General features: G+C 71.2%; 15 protein-coding genes. 8 read left to right on the forward strand and 7 right to left on the reverse strand.

What is annotated here, in order from left to right; genetic code table 11:
- Window positions 1–36: 36 nt before the first annotated feature.
- From ACFU9E_RS05750 to sdhC, 4 genes are read right to left on the reverse strand one after another with little or no spacing between them, the layout of a single operon-like run.
- Window positions 37–810 (reverse strand): succinate dehydrogenase iron-sulfur subunit, encoded by a 774-nt coding sequence (locus ACFU9E_RS05750; protein WP_344343381.1) that lies wholly within the window; start codon window positions 808–810, stop codon window positions 37–39.
- Window positions 810–2,552, reverse strand: coding sequence for a succinate dehydrogenase flavoprotein subunit (sdhA, locus tag ACFU9E_RS05755; protein ID WP_355358578.1), 1,743 nt, complete (start codon window positions 2,550–2,552; stop codon window positions 810–812). Before sdhA ends, ACFU9E_RS05750 begins: the two co-directional genes overlap by 1 nt.
- A 38-nt stretch (window positions 2,553–2,590) precedes the next feature.
- Window positions 2,591–3,082: a succinate dehydrogenase hydrophobic membrane anchor subunit gene (locus ACFU9E_RS05760; RefSeq protein ID WP_355358581.1), complete on the reverse strand. Its 492-nt coding sequence runs from the start codon at window positions 3,080–3,082 to the stop codon at window positions 2,591–2,593.
- Window positions 3,083–3,090: 8 nt separating this feature from the next.
- Complete coding sequence (gene sdhC / locus ACFU9E_RS05765; RefSeq protein ID WP_093861779.1) at window positions 3,091–3,471, reverse strand: succinate dehydrogenase, cytochrome b556 subunit; 381 nt, start codon at window positions 3,469–3,471, stop codon at window positions 3,091–3,093.
- A gap of 223 nt (window positions 3,472–3,694) precedes the next feature.
- On the opposite strand from sdhC, the gene ACFU9E_RS05770 reads away from it, so the two are divergent.
- Complete coding sequence (locus tag ACFU9E_RS05770; RefSeq protein WP_380684585.1) at window positions 3,695–4,525, forward strand: hypothetical protein; 831 nt, start codon at window positions 3,695–3,697, stop codon at window positions 4,523–4,525.
- A gap of 11 nt (window positions 4,526–4,536) precedes the next feature.
- Here ACFU9E_RS05770 and ACFU9E_RS05775 read toward each other — a convergent pair whose 3' ends face one another.
- The 3 genes from ACFU9E_RS05775 to ACFU9E_RS05785 form a co-directional block, all read right to left on the reverse strand.
- Window positions 4,537–5,082 (reverse strand): 2-oxo-4-hydroxy-4-carboxy-5-ureidoimidazoline decarboxylase, encoded by a 546-nt coding sequence (locus tag ACFU9E_RS05775; protein ID WP_380684591.1) that lies wholly within the window; start codon window positions 5,080–5,082, stop codon window positions 4,537–4,539.
- A gap of 273 nt (window positions 5,083–5,355) precedes the next feature.
- Window positions 5,356–7,026, reverse strand: a complete 1,671-nt coding sequence (locus ACFU9E_RS05780) for an alpha/beta hydrolase (RefSeq protein WP_380684586.1) — start codon at window positions 7,024–7,026, stop codon at window positions 5,356–5,358.
- 77 nt (window positions 7,027–7,103) lie between these two features.
- Window positions 7,104–7,847, reverse strand: coding sequence for an SDR family oxidoreductase (locus tag ACFU9E_RS05785; RefSeq protein ID WP_380684587.1), 744 nt, complete (start codon window positions 7,845–7,847; stop codon window positions 7,104–7,106).
- Between the two features lie 105 nt (window positions 7,848–7,952).
- Between ACFU9E_RS05785 and ACFU9E_RS05790 the strand changes: the two genes are divergently transcribed.
- From ACFU9E_RS05790 to ACFU9E_RS05820, 7 genes are all read left to right on the forward strand, one after another.
- Window positions 7,953–9,593: a methylmalonyl-CoA mutase gene (locus tag ACFU9E_RS05790; protein WP_380684588.1), complete on the forward strand. Its 1,641-nt coding sequence runs from the start codon at window positions 7,953–7,955 to the stop codon at window positions 9,591–9,593.
- 232 nt (window positions 9,594–9,825) lie between these two features.
- Entirely contained in the window at window positions 9,826–11,079 is a 1,254-nt protein-coding gene (locus ACFU9E_RS05795; RefSeq protein ID WP_380684589.1) for an amidohydrolase, read from the forward strand.
- Between the two features lie 269 nt (window positions 11,080–11,348).
- Window positions 11,349–12,410, forward strand: coding sequence for a BMP family protein (locus ACFU9E_RS05800; protein ID WP_380684590.1), 1,062 nt, complete (start codon window positions 11,349–11,351; stop codon window positions 12,408–12,410).
- Between the two features lie 350 nt (window positions 12,411–12,760).
- Window positions 12,761–14,266, forward strand: coding sequence for an ABC transporter ATP-binding protein (locus ACFU9E_RS05805; RefSeq protein ID WP_380688801.1), 1,506 nt, complete (start codon window positions 12,761–12,763; stop codon window positions 14,264–14,266).
- Window positions 14,267–14,270: 4 nt separating this feature from the next.
- The gene (locus tag ACFU9E_RS05810; RefSeq protein WP_380688795.1) at window positions 14,271–15,461 is read left to right on the forward strand and encodes an ABC transporter permease; all 1,191 of its coding nucleotides are present in this window, start codon (window positions 14,271–14,273) and stop codon (window positions 15,459–15,461) included.
- Window positions 15,458–16,726, forward strand: a complete 1,269-nt coding sequence (locus ACFU9E_RS05815) for an ABC transporter permease (RefSeq protein ID WP_380688797.1) — start codon at window positions 15,458–15,460, stop codon at window positions 16,724–16,726. The genes ACFU9E_RS05810 and ACFU9E_RS05815 overlap by 4 nt, the downstream gene beginning before the upstream one ends.
- The gene (locus ACFU9E_RS05820) at window positions 16,723–17,121 is read left to right on the forward strand and encodes a cytidine deaminase (RefSeq protein ID WP_380688799.1); all 399 of its coding nucleotides are present in this window, start codon (window positions 16,723–16,725) and stop codon (window positions 17,119–17,121) included. Before ACFU9E_RS05815 ends, ACFU9E_RS05820 begins: the two co-directional genes overlap by 4 nt.
- The last annotated feature ends 157 nt before the right edge of the window (window positions 17,122–17,278 follow it).

Below are 17,278 nucleotides of genomic sequence, written 5' to 3' on the forward strand. Positions count from 1 at the left end.
GACGGGGGCCTTCGCGTGTTGCGGGGTGCTCCGGGATCAGAAGCGGCGGGTGACCAGGGCCCGCTTCACTTCCTGGATCGCCTTGGTGACCTCGATGCCACGGGGGCAGGCCTCCGAGCAGTTGAAGGTGGTCCGGCAGCGCCAGACGCCCTCACGGTCGTTCAGGATCTCCAGGCGCTGCTCCGCACCCTCGTCGCGCGAGTCGAAGATGAAGCGGTGCGCGTTGACGATCGCGGCCGGGCCGAAGTACTGGCCGTCGTTCCAGAACACCGGGCAGGACGACGTGCACGCGGCGCACAGGATGCACTTGGTGGTGTCGTCGAACCGCTCGCGGTCCTCGGCGGACTGCAGGCGCTCGCGGGTCGGGTCGTTCCCCTTGGTGATGAGGAACGGCATGACGTCCTTGTACGCCTGGAAGAACGGGTCCATGTCCACGACCAGGTCCTTGAGGACCGTCAGGCCCTTGATGGCCTCGATCGTGATCGGCTTCTCCGGGTTGACGTCCTTGATCAGGGTCTTGCACGCCAGCCGGTTGCGGCCGTTGATCCGCATCGCGTCGGAGCCGCAGATGCCGTGCGCGCAGGAACGGCGGTAGGTGAGGGTGCCGTCCTGCTCCCACTTGATCGTGTTGAGCGCGTCCAGGACGCGCTCCTTCGGGTCCATCTCCAGCTGGTAGTCGACCCACACCGGCTCCGGGTGCTCCTCCGGGTTGAACCGGCGGATCCGGAAGGTGACGGTGATCAGCTTGGTGCCACCGGCCTCGACCGCGTCCAGAGCGGCCGAGTGCTTCTCCACGGTCGGAGTGCTCATCAGTACTTACGCTCCATCGGCTGGTAGCGGGTCTGCACGACCGGCTTGTAGTCAAGGCGGATGGAGGTGCTGCCGTCCTCGGCGACCTCCTGGTACGCCATGGTGTGCTGCATGAACTTCACGTCGTCACGGGTCGGGAAGTCCTCGCGGTAGTGACCGCCGCGCGACTCCTCGCGGGCGAGCGCGGAGACCGCCAGGACCTCGGCCAGGTCGAGCAGGTTGCCCAGCTCGATGGCCTCCAGCAGGTCGGTGTTGTAACGGAAGCCCTTGTCCTGGATGGCGACGTTCTTGTAGCGGACCTTCAGCGCGGCGATGTCCTCGACGGCCTGCTTCAGGGTCGCGCCGGTGCGGTACACCATCGCGTTGGTGTCCATGGACTCCTGCAGCTCCTTGCGGATCTGCGCCACGGACTCGGTGCCGGTGGCCTCGCGCAGGCCGTCGACCAGGTCCTGGACCAGCTGCTCCGGGTTCTCCGGCAGCGGCACGAACTCGTTCGCCTCGGCGAACTCGGCGGCGGCGATGCCGGCCCGGCGGCCGAACACGTTGATGTCCAGCAGCGAGTTGGTGCCCAGGCGGTTGGCGCCGTGCACGGAGACGCAGGCGACCTCGCCGGCCGCGTACAGGCCCGGGACGACCTCGGTGTTGTTGCGCAGCACCTCACCCTCGACGTTGGTCGGGATGCCGCCCATGGCGTAGTGCGCGGTGGGCTGGATCGGGATCGGGTCCGTGTAGGGCTCGATGCCGAGGTAGGTGCGGGCGAACTCGGTGATGTCCGGGAGCTTGGCGTCCAGCTGCTCCGGCGGCAGGTGGGTCAGGTCCAGGTAGACGTGGTCGCCGTCCGGACCGCAGCCGCGGCCCTCGCGGATCTCGGTGTAGATCGCGCGGGAGCAGACGTCACGGGACGCGAGGTCCTTCATGACGGGGGCGTAGCGCTCCATGAAGCGCTCGCCGTCCTTGTTGCGAAGGATGCCGCCCTCGCCGCGGGCGCCCTCGGTGAGCAGGATGCCCATGCGCCAGATGCCCGTCGGGTGGAACTGGAAGAACTCCATGTCCTCCAGCGGCAGGCCGCGGCGGTAGGCCACCGCCTGGCCGTCACCGGTGAGGGTGTGGGCGTTCGAGGAGACCTTGAACATCTTGCCGGTGCCGCCGGAGGCGAACACGACCGCCTTGGCCTGGAAGACGTGGATCTCGCCGGTGGCCAGCTCGTAGGCGACGACGCCGGCCGTGCGGCCCTCGTTGATCAGCAGGTCGAGGACGTAGAACTCGTTGAAGAACTCGACGCCGTGCTTGACGCAGTTCTGGAACAGCGTCTGCAGGATCATGTGGCCGGTGCGGTCGGCCGCGTAGCAGGAACGGCGGACCGGGGCCTCGCCGTGGTTGCGGGAGTGGCCGCCGAAGCGGCGCTGGTCGATCCGGCCCTGCTCGGTGCGGGAGAAGGGCAGGCCCATCTTCTCCAGGTCGAGGACGGCGTCGATGGCCTCCTTGCACATGATCTCGGCGGCGTCCTGGTCGACCAGGTAGTCACCACCCTTGACCGTGTCGAAGGTGTGCCACTCCCAGTTGTCCTCCTCGACGTTGGCGAGGGCGGCGCACATGCCGCCCTGGGCCGCGCCGGTGTGGGACCGGGTGGGGTAGAGCTTGGTCAGGACGGCGGTGCGGCTGCGCTGCGTCGACTCGATGGCGGCGCGCATGCCGGCGCCGCCGGCGCCGACGATGACGGTGTCGTACTGGTGAATCTGCATGGGGGGTTAACTCGCCTCTGGCCTCTGCCGATTTCCGATTAGATGTTCGGGTCGAAGGTGAAGATCACCAGGGTCCCGAGCAGCACGGTGAAGACCGTGGCGGTACCCATGAGGCCCTTCAGCCAGAGCCGGGTGGAGTCCTTCTCGGCGTAGTCGTTGATGACCTGGCGCATGCCGTTGGCGCCGTGCAGCATGGCGAGCCAGAGCATGGTGAGGTCCCAGACCTGCCAGAACGGCGAGGCCCAGCGGCCGGCCACGAAGGCGAAGCCGATCTTGGAAACGCCGCCGTCGAGCACCAGCATGATCAGCAGGTGGCCGAGGATCAGCACCACCAGGACGATGCCGGACAGGCGCATGAACAGCCAGGCCAGCATCTCGAAGTTGGTACGGGTGCGGCGGGGGGTCTTCTTGGTCCGCTGGCGGGCCGGCTCGACCACGAAGGCGTCGGCGGGGTTGCCCGTGCCGAGGCCCTTGCCGGTGTGCGCCTGCGCGGAGGGGACCACCACAGCGTCGGAGATTTCCGTGGACATGTCTCAGATCACTTCCCGAACCAGGAGGTCAGCGTGTGCTGCAGGATCGGGTAGAAGGCGCCGGCCATCAGGACGACCCAGACTCCGACCACGGACCAGAGCATCTGCTTCTGGTACTTCGGGCCCTTCGACCAGAAGTCGACGGCGACGACGCGCAGGCCGTTCAGGGCGTGGAACAGGATGGCGGCCACCAGGCCGTACTCCATCAGGTTCACGAGCGGCGTCTTGTACGTCTGGATGACGGTGTCGTACGCCTCGGGCGACACCCGCACCAGGGCGGTGTCCAGGACATGGGCGAACAGGAAGAAGAAGATGAGGACGCCGGTGACTCGATGAGCCACCCAGCTCCACATGCCTTCCCGGCCGCGGTACAGCGTTCCAGCCGGCACGGAAAAACCCTCCGGAAGCGATTGGGGGCTCGGCCGGCTTCGGTGTCGGTCAGCCCGGCCGGGTACGGTCCACCGGCCGCGAGCATCCTATCGACGCCTTGTCGGGAACCGCCTCCGGGGGGCCGAGGTGTGATCAAAGAGGCACTTCTGGCCTAGCTGGGTGGGAACCAAGGAGCGATTTGCGACGCCGGGTGACGAATTCGTCGCACAGGGTCGCGCTACGGTGGGCGGCCCCGTCCGCGCCGACACCCCCGACGAGGCCCCCGTGCCGCACCCCGCTCCGCGTCCGCCCCGCCCCCTGCTCCTCGCCGCCGCCCTGCTGCTCGCCGCGGGCTGCGCCGCCCCCGCCGGCGAATCGGCCGACCGGGCGTCCTCCACCGCCCCGCCCCGCGAGCTGTCCGCCGCCGAGCTGCGCGCCGCCGCGGTGACCGAGGCCGACCTCGGCCCCGGCTTCACCGTGACGGTGATCACCCCCGGCCGCGGCGCGACCGGCCCGGACGGCGGCCGGGAGGCCGCCGACAAGCCGGTCTGCCAGCCGCTGCTGGACTCGGTGGCCCCGGCGCCGGCCGCCGGCCGGGCGGGCGCGTCGGCCTCCGCCCCGCCGGTGTCGGCGGTGCCGTCCGCCGAGACCGATCTGAGCGTGGCCCTGGCCGGCAATCCGGCGGGCAGCCTCTACGGGGCGCTGCTCGGCTACCCGGGCGACCGGGCGGCCCGGCTGCACGCGGAGCTGGAGGGGCTGTTCGGCCCGTGCGCGGAGTTCGCCTCGACGGCGCCGCCGCCCCCGGCGGAGAAGGGCCGGGGCGCGACCCGCACCGCGCACCGGCTGAGCCGGCACGACACGCCCACGCCCGAGGGAGCCGACGCGGCGACGGGATTCACCCTGACGAATGAATCGGGCTCGGTGGTGCTCGCCCAGCGTGCCGTCCTGGCGAGGGTCGGACCGGCCCTGGTGGTGTTCAGCACGGTGGGTGTCGGCGCCGAGCCGGCCCCCGCGCCGGACGAGCGGGTCGTCCGGCGTCAGGTGGCCAAGCTGCGGGCGGCCCAGCGGGGCTGAGCGCCCCGCCGTCAGCGGGCCGCCGCCCCCGAGTGGGTGGCGACCAGGTGCTCCAGGCGGTTGAGGGCGATCCGGCGCAGCTCGTCGGCGGCGACCAGGCGCTCCTCGTCGGGGTCGTTGGCGAGACGGGTGCGGATCGAGCCGAGGACGGCGTCGAGCATCTCCTCGGGGTCGATGCCCTCCAGGCAGACCACGAAGACGTGGCCGAACCGGGCCTCGTACGCGGCGTGGGCGGCCCGCAGCGCGGTGTGCGCCGCCTGGCTGCCGGGTGCGCGCATGCCGAGGAGCGGCTGCGGCATCCAGCTCTCGTCCGCCAGCGCCTCGGCCAGGTCGGCCGGACGCAGGTCGTACGAGGCCTCGCTGGCGGCGGCGAGCAGGGACTCTATGTCGGGGTAGGGCCGGTGCACGGTGAGCCGCAGGGCCCACCGGTGACTGCCGCAGCAGGCCAGCAGGGCCTCCTCCGCGGCTCCGGCGTCGGCCTCGTTGAATCGGTGCAACCCGAGGAGTGTCGGCTCGTCCCGGGGGTCGAGCCTCGGTGACGGGATGTCGCTGGCCAGCGGGTCCTCCTCGTGAGGGCGGGAAGGTGCCGGTGAACGGGGGCGGATGGAGTGGTGGGTGACGCGCCGGTGAAGCCTGGTGAAGTATGAGGCTGCGGAACGGCGTCCAATGCCCGTCCGGCTGTGGCTCAAAGGTAGTTGAGCGCTCATCAGTTGGGGAGGGCGCGGGCGGATTTCATCCGAACGAGCTATCAAGTTGTGACGTTGACACCTCGGTGTCAGCGCCCTCCCCGACGTCAGCGACTACGGCGCGTCACGAGCGCTCCGCGTGCGTCACGAGCACTTCGTCCCGGCGGCCGGCAGCGTGCCCTCGGTGAGGTACGCGGCGTAGGCGGCGTCGACGCAGCCGCTGCCCGAGCCGAAGGCGCCGTGGCCCTCGCCCACCCGGGTCAGCAGGGTCGCGCTCGCGAAGCCCTGGGCCATCTTCTCGGCGGCGGCGTACGGGGTGGCCGGGTCACCGGTGGTGCCGACGACCAGGATCGGCGCGGCCCCCTCGGCCCGGATGGTGTGCGGCGTCTCGGGCGACTTGTACGGCCAGCCGACGCAGGAGCCCTCGCTGAGGTCCTCGACGGTGATGCCCTTCGTCAGCAGCGGGGCCTCCTGCTGGAGCTTCTGCGTGGCCTGCTGCGCCGCCTCGGCCGACGGGGCGGGGCTGGCGTTGTCGGCGCACCTGATCGCCTGGAGGGCCTCCTTCTCAGAGTTGTAGTGGCCCTTCTCGTCCCGGCCGTTGGCCAGGTCGGCGATGGCCAGGAAGTAGTCGCCCCGGCCGCCCAGCATCCCTTCGGCCAGGCCGGCCCGGAGCGCCGGCCAGGAGCTCTTCTCGTCGCCGTAGAGGAGGAAGATGACCGCGGACCAGCCGAGGCTGCTGCTGACCTTGCGGCCGTCCTTGGTGGGCAGGGGCTTGTCGCGCAGTCCCTCGATAAAGTCGGCGGCCTTCTTGGCGGCCTTGTCGGCGTTCTTCCCGAGCGGGCAGGTGGCGGCGTTGTTCTTGACGCAGTCGGCGGCGAAGCGCTCGAGGGACTTCTCGAAGCCGATGACCTGGTTGACGCTCTGGTCGAGGTCGTCCGCGGCCGGGTCGACGGCGCCGTCGAGGATCAGCCGGCCGGTGTTCTTCGGGAACTCCTCGGCATAGATCGCGCCGATGTAGGTGCCGTAGGAGACGCCCAGGTAGTTGAGCTTCTGGTCGCCGACGGCGGCGCGCAGCACGTCCAGGTCGCGCGCGGTGTTGCGGGTGCCGATGAAGGGCAGCACCTTGCCGGACCTGGCCTGGCAGGCGGCGGCGAAGTCGGCGGCCTCCTTCTCCGACTCGGCCTTCGCCGCGGCCGGGTCGAGCGGGCTGTCCTTGCCGTTGGCCGCGTCGCGCTGCTTGTCGTCCAGGCAGGTGACCGGCGAGCTCTCGCCGGTGCCGCGCGGGTCCCAGCCGACGATGTCGAAGCGGTTGTGCAGGGTCCCCTGGAAGTCCTTGTCGAAGGTCTTGACCATGTCGACCCCGGAGGCGCCGGGGCCGCCCGGGTTGACCATCAGCGAGCCGAGCTTCTGGTCCTGCTTGGCGGCCGGGTTCTTGATCACCGCGAGGTCGAGGGCCTCGCCCGAGGGGTTGGTGTAGTCGAGCGGCACGCGCAGCTTGCCGCACTTCATCAGGGAGATGTCGATCTTCTGCGCGGCGGCCTTGGCGTCCGGCGCGCAGGCGGCCCAGGTGATCTGCTGGCCGTAGAACGGCTTGAGCGCCGGGTCGTCGGCGCCGGTGGGCTTCACGGTCGGGGTGGGCGTCGGCGTCGCGGCCGGGGTCGCGACGGCGGTCTCGGCGGCGGCGCTCGACGGCGCGGAGGCGGCCTGCTCCTGGGCCGGCTTCTTGTCCCCTCCGCACGCGGTCGTGAGGAGCAGGCTGCCGGCCGCGACGGTGGCCAGCAGGAGGTGCGGGCGGGTGGCCCGGTGAATCTTCATCGCACGTGTGTACCACTCGGGGGTGACAGTTCGAGTACTGACCCCCGGCCGGGACACCGCCCGCACCTGCCGGGGCGTCAGAGCTCCCGGTGAACCTTGTGGTTGGCGGCCTGGGCGCGCGGGCGGACCACCAGCAGGTCGATGTTGACGTGCGGCGGCCGGGTGACCGCCCAGGCGACGGTGTCGGCGACGTCCTCGGAGGTCAGCGGCTCGGCGACGCCCGCGTACACCGCGGCGGCCTTCTCCTCGTCGCCGCGGAAGCGGGTCACCGCGAAGCCCTCGGACTTCACCATGCCCGGGGCGATCTCGATCACCCGGATCGGCTCCCCGCACAGCTCCAGCCGCAGCGTCGCCGCGATGGTGTGCGCCGCGTGCTTGGCCGCCACGTAGCCGCCGCCGCCCTCGTAGGCGGCCAGCGCGGCCGTCGAGGAGAGCACCAGGACGGTGCCGTCGCCGCTCGCCCGCAGGGCCGGCAGCAGCGCCTGGGTCATGTGCAGCACGCCGAGCACGTTGACCTGGTACATGGCCAGCCAGTCGGCCGGGTCGCCGCTCTCGACGCTCTCCGCGCCGATCGCCCCGCCGGCGTTGTTCACCAGCACGTCCACCCGGCCGACCTCGGCGGCGAAGGCGTCCACGGCGGCCCGGTCGGTGACGTCCAGGGTGTACGCCCGTCCGCCGGTCTCCGCGGCCAGCGCCTCGATCCGCTCGGTGCGGCGGGCGGTCAGCACCACCTCGAAGCCCTCGGCCGCCAGCCGGCGGGCGGTCGCCGCGCCGATTCCGCTGCTGGCACCGGTGACGACGGCCACCTTCTGCTCGGTCATTGCCACTCCTGAGATATCCCGGTCGGTTCAGCCGATCATCTCAAGGCCTTCGGCGCTACATTGCGAGAGGAGTGGACCTGCCCGCCGACCCCCGCGGAGGACGCCATGGCCACCGAACCGCCCGCCGAGCAGCCCGCCGGACCGCCGGCCGAGCCGCGCCGCACCGAGTCCGGCTCCCCGTTCGCCCCGGTGTACGGCCCCGAGGCCCTGGCCGGGTGGGACCCGGCCGAGCGACTGGGCCGTCCGGGGGAGTACCCGTTCACCCGGGGGATCCACCCGACCATGTACACCGGCCGGCCGTGGACGATGCGCCAGTACGCCGGCTTCGGCACCGCCGCCGAGTCCAACGCCCGCTACCGGCAGCTGATCGCCGGCGGCTCCACCGGCCTCTCGGTCGCCTTCGACCTGCCCACCCAGATGGGCTACGACTCGGACGCCCCGCTCGCCGCCGGCGAGGTCGGCCGGGTCGGGGTGGCGATCGACGGCGTCGAGGACATGGCCGAGCTGTTCGCGGGCATCCCGCTCGGCGAGGTCTCCACCTCGATGACCATCAACGCCCCGGCCGCCGTGCTGCTGCTCCTCTACCAGCTGGTCGGCGAGGCGCAGGGCGTCCCGCCGGCCCGGCTCACCGGCACCGTGCAGAACGACGTGCTGAAGGAGTACATCGCCCGCGGCACGTACATCTTCCCGCCGCAGCCCTCGCTGCGGCTGGTCGCCGACCTCTTCCGGTACTGCCGGGCCGAGATCCCGCGCTGGAACACCATCTCGATCTCCGGCTACCACATGGCCGAGGCCGGGGCCACGCCCGCGCAGGAGATCGCCTTCACGCTGGCCGACGGGATCGCCTACGTGCGCGCCGCGCTGGCCGCCGGGCTCGCGGTGGACGACTTCGCGCCCCGGCTCTCCTTCTTCTTCGTGGCCCGCAGCACCCTGCTGGAGGAGGTCGCCAAGTTCCGTGCCGCCCGCCGGATCTGGGCCCGGGTGATGCGCGAGGAGTTCGGCGCCCGGGATCCGCGCTCGCAGCGGCTGCGCTTCCACACCCAGACCGCCGGCGTCCAACTCACCGCCCAGCAGCCGGAGGTGAACCTGGTCCGGGTCGCGGTGCAGGCGCTCGCGGCGGTGCTCGGCGGCACCCAGTCGCTGCACACGAACTCCTTCGACGAGGCGCTGGCGCTGCCCACCGAGAAGGCCGCCCGGCTCGCGCTGCGCACCCAGCAGGTGCTCGCCCACGAGACCGACGCGACCGCCACCGTCGACCCGTTCGCCGGCTCCTACGCGGTGGAGGCGCTGACCGACGAGATGGAGGCCGTCACGCTCGAACTCATGGCGAAGGTCGAGGAGTTGGGCGGGGCGGTGGCCGCGATCGAGGTCGGCTACCAGAAGGCGGAGATCGAGCGCAGCGCCTACCGGATCCAGCGGGAGACCGAGACGGGCGCGCGCACGGTGGTCGGGGTCAACCGGTTCCGGCTGGACGCCGGGGAGTTGGCGGCCGAGGAGCCCTACCGGCCGCTGCGGGTGGACCCGGCGATCGAGGCCCGGCAGGCCGGTCGGCTGGCCCGGCTGCGGGCGGCCCGGGACGGTGCCGCGGTGGGCCGGGCACTGGACGCGCTGCGCCGGGCCGCCGGGGGCCGGGACAACGTGCTGTACCCGATGCGCGAGGCGCTGGCGGCGCGGGCCACCGTCGGCGAGGTCTGCGACGCGCTGCGCGAGGTGTGGGGCCGGCATGTGCCGGTTGAGCGCTTTTGAGCCAATGTTCCGGGCGCCCGGAACCCCGGCCGAGCCGTCCGCACGGCCGTCAACCGCCCGGTCGAGCGGACCGTGACCTTGATCGCCGACGGTCGTTGCACAGAGCAGGCACCATGGGGAAGGCGGCTGAAACAAGATGTCATACCCACCAGCGCGGCCGGTATGCGCCCATCCGGGGACTTCTTTTCGGGAAGTCGGGCCAAATCCCCCCAACAGGCCTACCCTTGTTGAGATGAACCGTCGTGAGTCCGCCCTGTCGGCCGTCACCCTCACCGCTGCCCGCCCCGCCGCCGGTCTCCGCGACCGGGTACGGGCGCTGGAGCCCGAGCTGATCGCCTTCCGGCGGGACCTGCACCGGCACCCGGAGCTGGGCCGCCAGGAGTTCCGAACCACCGGCCTGCTGCGGGACCGCCTGGTCGCCGCCGGCCTCGCCCCCCGGATCCTCCCGGGCGGCACCGGAATGCTCGTCGACATCGTTCCCGAGTCCGCCCCGCGCGGCGCGGAGTTCCTCGCCTTCCGCGCCGACATCGACGCCCTGCCGATCGACGACGCCAAGACCGACGTCCCCTACCGTTCGAGCGTCCCCGGCCGGGCCCACGCCTGCGGCCACGACGTGCACACCTCGGTGGCGCTGGGCACCGCGCTGGTGCTCGCCGAGTCGGCCCGCTCCGGCGAGCTGCGGCGCCCGGTCCGGATGGTCTTCCAGCCCGCCGAGGAGGTCATGCCCGGCGGCGCGCTGGACGTGATCGCGGCCGGCGGGATGGAGGGCGTCGGCCGGATCTTCGCCGTGCACTGCGACCCCAAGGTGGAGGTGGGCCGGATCGGCCTGCGGGTCGGGGCCATCACCTCGGCCTGCGACCGCCTGGTGCTCCACCTGGACGGCCCCGGTGGCCACACCGCGCGCCCGCACCTGACCACCGACCTGGTCACCGCGGTCGCCCGCACCGCCGCCGAGCTGCCGGGCGCGCTGGCCCGCCGGATGGACCCGCGCTGGGGCGTCTCGCTGGTCTGGGGCCGGATCGCCGCCGGCTCCGCGCCGAACGTCATCCCGCAGCACGCCGAGCTGGAGGGCACCGTCCGCTGCCTGGAGCTGGCCGGCTGGCGGGAGGCGCCGGACCTGCTGCACGAGCTGATCGCCCGGCTCGCCGAGACCTACCGCGCGAAGTGGACGCTCGACTACCACCGGGGCGTGCCGCCGGTGGTCAACGAGGCGGTCTCGGTCGGGCTGCTGGAGGCCGGCATGACCGCGCGCTTCGGCCGGGACGGCGCCGAGGTGGTCGAGGACACCGAGCAGTCGCTCGGCGGGGAGGACTTCTCCTGGTACCTGGAGCACGCCCCCGGCGCGCTGGCCCGGCTCGGTGTGAGGGCCCCGGGTGACAGCACCGTCCGCGACCTCCACCAGGGCCGCTTCGACGTCGACGAGCGCGCGATCGCGATCGGGGTGGAGCTGTTCACCGCGCTGGCACTGGAGCCCGGCACGCTCTGATGCCGTGACGGCCCGAACCGATCGAAACCGGACACCCGCCAAGGGTGTCCGGTTTGTCGCTGATAAAGCGTTTTTTCCTGTTCCGTGCGCGGGATCGGGCGAGTCCGAACCACCGTTTATGGAGCGGAAAAGGGCGCCTGGGCGACCGCGAGACCACGGTTTGGTAACAACCCGAACGCTCCGGCGGCCCGTAACACAACCGTGTTCTACGCGCGTTACGGTGGCGTCCGACCACGCTAATCGGTGGCGTGTGAGAAGGAGATACTCCCTTGCGCCGTACTACTAAGCTCGCCGCGGTTGTGCTCTCGGGTTCCCTGGGCATCGCCTCGCTCGCCGCTTGCGGCGCAAAGAGCAACGACACCAAGGCCTCCGCCGGCTCCTCCGAGGGCGGCCTGAAGGTCGGCATGGCCTACGACATCGGCGGCCGTGGCGACCAGTCCTTCAACGACTCCGCGGCCCGCGGCCTGGACCAGGCCAAGAGCCAGCTGGGCGTCGCGGTCACCGAGGCCGACGCCAAGACCGGTGAGGCGGAGGCCGACAAGGAGACCCGCCTCAAGAACCTGGTCACCGCGGGCTACAACCCGATCATCGCGGTCGGCTTCGTCTACCAGGCCGCCGTCGAGAAGATCGCCAAGGAGAACCCGGGCACCAAGTTCGCGATCATCGACTCGGCCTCCGACACCCAGCCGAGCAACGTCACCTCGCTGACCTTCTCGGAGCAGGAGGGCTCGTACCTGGCCGGCGTGTCCGCCGCCCTCAAGTCCAAGAACAAGCACGTCGGCTTCATCGGCGGCGTGCAGTCCGAGCTGATCAAGAAGTTCGAGGCCGGCTACCGCGCGGGCGTCAAGTCCGTCGACCCGCAGATGCCGGTCGAGGTCACCTACCTGAGCACCCCGCCGGACTTCTCCGGCTTCGCCGCCCCCGACAAGGGCAAGGAAGCCGCGCAGGGCCAGCTCGACAAGAAGGCCGACGTCATCTACACCGCCGCCGGCTCCTCCGGCAACGGTGCCATCGAGGCCGTCGCCAACGCCGGTGCCATGGCCATCGGCGTCGACTCCGACCAGGCCGCCCAGCCCGCCCTGGCGAAGTACAAGAACAACATCATGACCTCGATGGTCAAGAACGTCGACAAGGCCGTCTTCGCCTACATCGAGTCCGCCAAGAAGAACGAGCCCTTCACCGGTGTGAAGAACTTCGACCTCAAGGCCGACGGCGTCTCGCTCGCCACCACCGGCGGCAAGATCGACGACATCAAGGCCAAGCTCGACGAGGCGGCCAACGCGATCAAGGGCGGCAGCACCACCGTCCCGAGCGACCCGTCCAAGCTGTAAGGCTCCAGGGCCTGACCGGACGTCGCCGGAGCTGCCGCCCGCCCGGCAGCGCCTGATGAACGCAACACCAGGGAGGGGCCCGGAAGGGTGCGCGTCGTGCGCACCCCCGGGCCCCGTCCCGTCCCCCCACCCTTTCCCGCTCTTTGGCCCTCCAGCGCAACGACGCGCCTCCAGACCACCAGGAGACCGCCATCACCGCATCCGACCCCGCCCCGAACACGGGCGGTAACCCCAGCGCGGGGACGGCGGCACCGGCCGTCGAACTGCGCGGCATCACCAAGCGCTTCCCCGGCGTCGTGGCCAACCGCGACATCAACCTCACCGTCCGCACCGGCACCGTGCACGCCCTCATGGGCGAGAACGGCGCCGGCAAGTCGACGCTGATGAAGATCCTCTACGGCATGCAGAAGCCGGACGAGGGCACCATCGCGATCAACGGCGAGCTGTGCGAGTTCGGTACCCCGGGCGACGCCATCGCGCGCGGCATCGGCATGGTGCACCAGCACTTCATGCTCGCCGACAACCTCACCGTCCTGGAGAACGTCGCCCTCGGCGGCGAGCACCTGTACGGCATCGGGGCCAGGGCCAAGCAGAAGATCAGGGAGATCTCCGACCAGTACGGCCTGGGCGTGCGCCCGGACGCCCTGGTCGAGGACCTCGGCGTGGCCGACCGCCAGCGCGTCGAGATCCTCAAGGTGCTCTACCGCGGCGCCAAGATCCTCATCCTCGACGAGCCCACGGCGGTGCTCGTCCCGCAGGAGGTCGACGCCCTGTTCGACAACCTGCGCGAGCTGAAGTCCGAGGGCGTCACCGTCATCTTCATCTCGCACAAGCTGCACGAGGTGCTCTCGGTGGCCGACGCGATCAGCGTCATCCGCCGCGGCACCACCGTCGGCGACGCCGACCCGAAGAGCGTCACCGCCCGCCAGCTGGCCGAGCTGATGGTCGGCGCCGAGCTGCCCTCCCCGGAGAGCCGCGAGTCGACCGTCACCACCACCGAGATGCTGCGCGTCGAGGGCCTGCGGATCGCCAAGACCGACGCCGAGGGCATCGAGCGCGTCGTCCTGGACGACATCTCGCTGCGGATCCACAAGGGCGAGATCCTCGGCATCGCCGGTGTCGAGGGCAACGGCCAGGCCGAACTGGTCGAAGCCGTGATGGGCATGCTCCCGCTGGACGCCGGCAGCGTCACCCTGGACGGCCAGGACCTCTCCGGCAGCCTCACCCGGGCCCGCCGCGAGGCCGGCATCGGCTACATCCCCGAGGACCGCCACCGGCACGGCCTGCTGCTGGAGGCCCCGCTCTGGGAGAACCGGATCCTCGGCCACGTCACCGAGAGCCCCAACTCCAAGGGCGTGCTGCTCGACCCGGCCGCCGCCCGCAAGGACACCCAGCGGATCGTCGAGGAGTACGACGTCCGCACCCCCGGCATCGAGGTCACCGCGGCCTCGCTCTCCGGCGGCAACCAGCAGAAGCTGATCATCGGCCGCGAGATGAGCCACGAGCCCAAGCTGCTGATCGCCGCGCACCCCACCCGCGGGGTGGACGTCGGCGCCCAGGCGCAGATCTGGGAGCACATCCGGGTCGCCCAGCGGGCCGGCCTCGCCGTGCTGCTGATCTCCGCCGACCTGGACGAGCTGATCGGCCTCTCCGACACCATCAAGGTGATCTACCGCGGCCGGCTGGTCGCCGACGCCGACCCGGAGACCGTGACCGCCGAGGACCTCGGCACCGCGATGACCGGCGCCGCCGTCGGCCGCATCGAGTCGGACACCCCGGCCGACGCGGTGCCCTCGGACGCCGTGCCCCCCGCCACCCCCACCGACACCGCCGCCGACCAGCAGGCGGGGGAGTAGCCACATGACCAGTCCCAAGCCCGCGCCCGCCGCGCCCGCCGCGGCCGCTCCCAAGAGCGGCCTGGCCCAGCGGTTCAGCGGCGAGAAGATCGTGCTCGCGCTCGCCGCGCCGGTGCTCGCCGTCGTGCTGTCCGTCGCCATCTGCTCGCTTCTGCTGGCGACCTCCGGCAAGAACCCGTTCGACGCCTGGAACGTGATGATCACGTACGGCACCAAGTCGGACGGCCAGGTGGCCATCATCAACCGGTCCACCACGTACTACCTCGCCGCCGCGGCCGCCGCCTTCGGCTTCCGCATGAACCTCTTCAACATCGGCGTCGAGGGCCAGTACAAGCTCGCCGCGCTGTTCGCCGCCTTCGTCGGCAGCCAGGTCGACCTCCCGGCGATCATCCAGATCCCGCTGCTGCTGCTGACCGCGATGCTGGTCGGCGGCATGTGGGCGGCCGTCGCCGGTCTGCTCAAGGTCTACCGCGGCGTCAGCGAGGTCATCTCGACCATCATGCTGAACTCGATCGCCACCGCGGTGGTCGGTCTGCTGCTCGTCCCCGGCATCTTCGCGCCGGAGAAGGGCACCACCAGCAACTCGATCCAGACCAACCCGATCTCGGAGTCCAGCCGCTTCTTCTCGCTGAACACCGACGGCGGCCCGCTCTGGGGCTTCGTGGTCATCGCGATCGTGGTCGGCGTGGCCTTCCAGTTCACCCTGAACCGCACCCGTTTCGGCTTCGACCTGCGCGCCACCGGCCGCTCGGAGAGCGCGGCCACCGCGTCCGGCGTCAACGTCAAGCGCATGGTCGTCACCTCGATGGTGGTCTCCGGCGCGCTGGCCGGCCTCATCGGCCTGCCGGAGCTGATGCAGAACTCGTACTACTTCGGCCAGAGCTTCCAGGCGGGCCTCGGCTTCCTGGGCATCTCGGTCGCCCTGCTCGGCCGCAACAGCCCGATCGGCATGGTCTTCGCCGCCCTGCTCTTCGCCTTCCTCGACGCCACCGGCTCGCAGCTCCCGCTGCCGCAGAACGGTGAGTTCCCGTTCGAGATCGTCGACGTCATGAAGGGCACCATCGTCATCTGCGTCGTCGTCGCCTACGAGCTGGTCCGCCGCTACGGCCTGAAGCGCCAGCAGCAGCGGGTCGGCGCCGAGCTCGCCGCCCAGGCTGCCGCCGCGGCCGCCCAGAAGAAGGAGGTGTCGGCGTGAGTACGGTTACCGCGGTTCGCGCGAAGACGCCCGGCGGCGCGTCCGCCAAGAAGCGCAAGTTGTCCTGGCCGGTGGTGCTGCTGCTGATCGCGGGCGCCCTGGTGCTGTTCTCCGCCGTCGGCATGATCACCGGCAACCACGCGCTGACCTCCTCCGGCCAGATCACCGCGGCGCTCGGCGCGGCGGTCCCGATCGGCATGGCCGGTCTGGGCGGCCTCTGGTCCGAGCGGGCCGGCGTCGTCAACATCGGCCTCGAAGGCATGATGGTCGCCGGCACCTTCGCCGGTGCCTGGGGCGGCTACCTGGTCAACCCCTGGTTCGGCCTGGTGGCCGGCATGCTCGGCGGCGCGCTCGGCGGTCTGCTGCACGCGGTCATCACGGTGACCTTCGGCGTCGACCACATCGTCTCCGGCGTCGGCATCAACCTGCTGATCCCCGGCATCTGCGCGTACGTCAACCGGATCTACTACAAGGACTACATCTCGGTGGGCGCCGGTGCGAACCAGTCCCCGCCGGCCGATCCGCTGCCGTACCTCACCGTCCCCGGGCTGTCCTCCTGGCTGAAGGAGATCGAGGCCCACCACTGGTTCCTGGTCTCCGACGTCGCCGGTGTGGTCGGCGGCCTGGTCACCAACCTGTCGGTGGTCGTCATCCTGGCCGGCGCGCTGATCGTCGCCAGCTACTTCGCCCTCTGGCGGACCGTCTTCGGCCTGCGGCTGCGCTCCTGCGGTGAGAACCCGACCGCCGCCGAGTCGCTGGGCGTCAACGTCTACAAGTACAAGTACCTGGCGGTCATCGCCTCGGGCGCCTTCGCGGGCCTCGGCGGTGCGTACCTCTCGTTGGTCGCCGCGCACTTCTACAAGGACGGCCAGACCCTGGGCCGCGGCTTCATCGGCCTCGCGGCGATGATCTTCGGCAACTGGATGCCGGGCGGCCTCGCCGTCGGCGCCGGTCTGTTCGGCTTCACCGACAGCCTCCAGCTGCGCGACCCGGAGTCGGTGCACGTGCTGATCCTGGTGGTCGCCATCGCGATGGTGCTGCTGGCGGCGTGGCAGCTGTACCGCCGCAAGCTCACTCCGGCGCTGATCTCGGTGGTCGTCTCCGGCGCGCTGTTCGTCTGGTACTTCACCACCGACGAGGTGCAGCGTCCGCTGATCGTCGCCACGCCGTACGTGATCACCCTGGTGGTGCTCTCGCTGGCCTCGCAGCGGCTGCGGCCGCCGAAGGCCGACGGCCAGATCTACCGCAAGGGGCAGGGCAAGTGACGCCGGGCGCCGACACGGTCGACTGGGCCGCGCTGCGGGCGGCGGCGCGCGAGGCGATGAGCCACGCGTACGCGCCGTACAGCAGGTTCCCGGTGGGCGCCGCCGCGCTGGTGGACGACGGCCGGGTGGTCACCGGGTGCAACGTGGAGAACGCCTCGTACGGGCTCTCGCTGTGCGCCGAGTGCGGACTGGTCTCCGCGCTGCACGCGAGCGGCGGCGGCCGGCTGACCGCGTTCACCTGCGTGGACGGCGACGGGGCGCTGCTGATGCCGTGCGGCCGCTGCCGCCAGCTGCTGTACGAGCACGGCGGGCCCGACCTGCTGGTCGAGCTGCCGTCCGGCGTACGGCCGATGAGCGACGTCCTGCCCGACGCGTTCGGGCCCGAGCGGCTGTAGCGGATCAGCTCTGGCCCTGCCGTTTGTTACGCGCGTAGAGTGTCGGGGGGGGGGGGGGGGGGGGGCCGCGCCGCGGCGCCGAGCCGAGTAGGTAAAACGATAGGGCTAACAAGAGAGCAACAAGAAACGAACGCACGCCAACACGCCCAACAACCAC

Origin of the sequence: Kitasatospora sp. NPDC057595 (assembly GCF_042800875.1) — a bacterium.
Lineage (GTDB): Bacteria > Actinomycetota > Actinomycetes > Streptomycetales > Streptomycetaceae > Kitasatospora.

Bases quoted from the DNA above. Each gene is read 5' to 3' on its own strand.
- ACFU9E_RS05785 (WP_380684587.1), bottom strand. From the start codon at position 7,847: ATGACCGAGCAGAAGGTGGCCGTCGTCACCGGTGCCAGCAGCGGAATC.
- sdhA (WP_355358578.1), bottom strand. From the start codon at position 2,552: ATGCAGATTCACCAGTACGACACCGTCATCGTCGGCGCCGGCGGCGCC.
- ACFU9E_RS05760 (WP_355358581.1), bottom strand. From the start codon at position 3,082: ATGTCCACGGAAATCTCCGACGCTGTGGTGGTCCCCTCCGCGCAGGCG.
- ACFU9E_RS05790 (WP_380684588.1), top strand. From the start codon at position 7,953: ATGGCCACCGAACCGCCCGCCGAGCAGCCCGCCGGACCGCCGGCCGAG.
- ACFU9E_RS05810 (WP_380688795.1), top strand. From the start codon at position 14,271: ATGACCAGTCCCAAGCCCGCGCCCGCCGCGCCCGCCGCGGCCGCTCCC.
- ACFU9E_RS05780 (WP_380684586.1), bottom strand. From the start codon at position 7,026: ATGAAGATTCACCGGGCCACCCGCCCGCACCTCCTGCTGGCCACCGTC.
- ACFU9E_RS05795 (WP_380684589.1), top strand. From the start codon at position 9,826: ATGAACCGTCGTGAGTCCGCCCTGTCGGCCGTCACCCTCACCGCTGCC.
- ACFU9E_RS05805 (WP_380688801.1), top strand. From the start codon at position 12,761: ATGGGCGAGAACGGCGCCGGCAAGTCGACGCTGATGAAGATCCTCTAC.
- ACFU9E_RS05750 (WP_344343381.1), bottom strand. From the start codon at position 810: ATGAGCACTCCGACCGTGGAGAAGCACTCGGCCGCTCTGGACGCGGTC.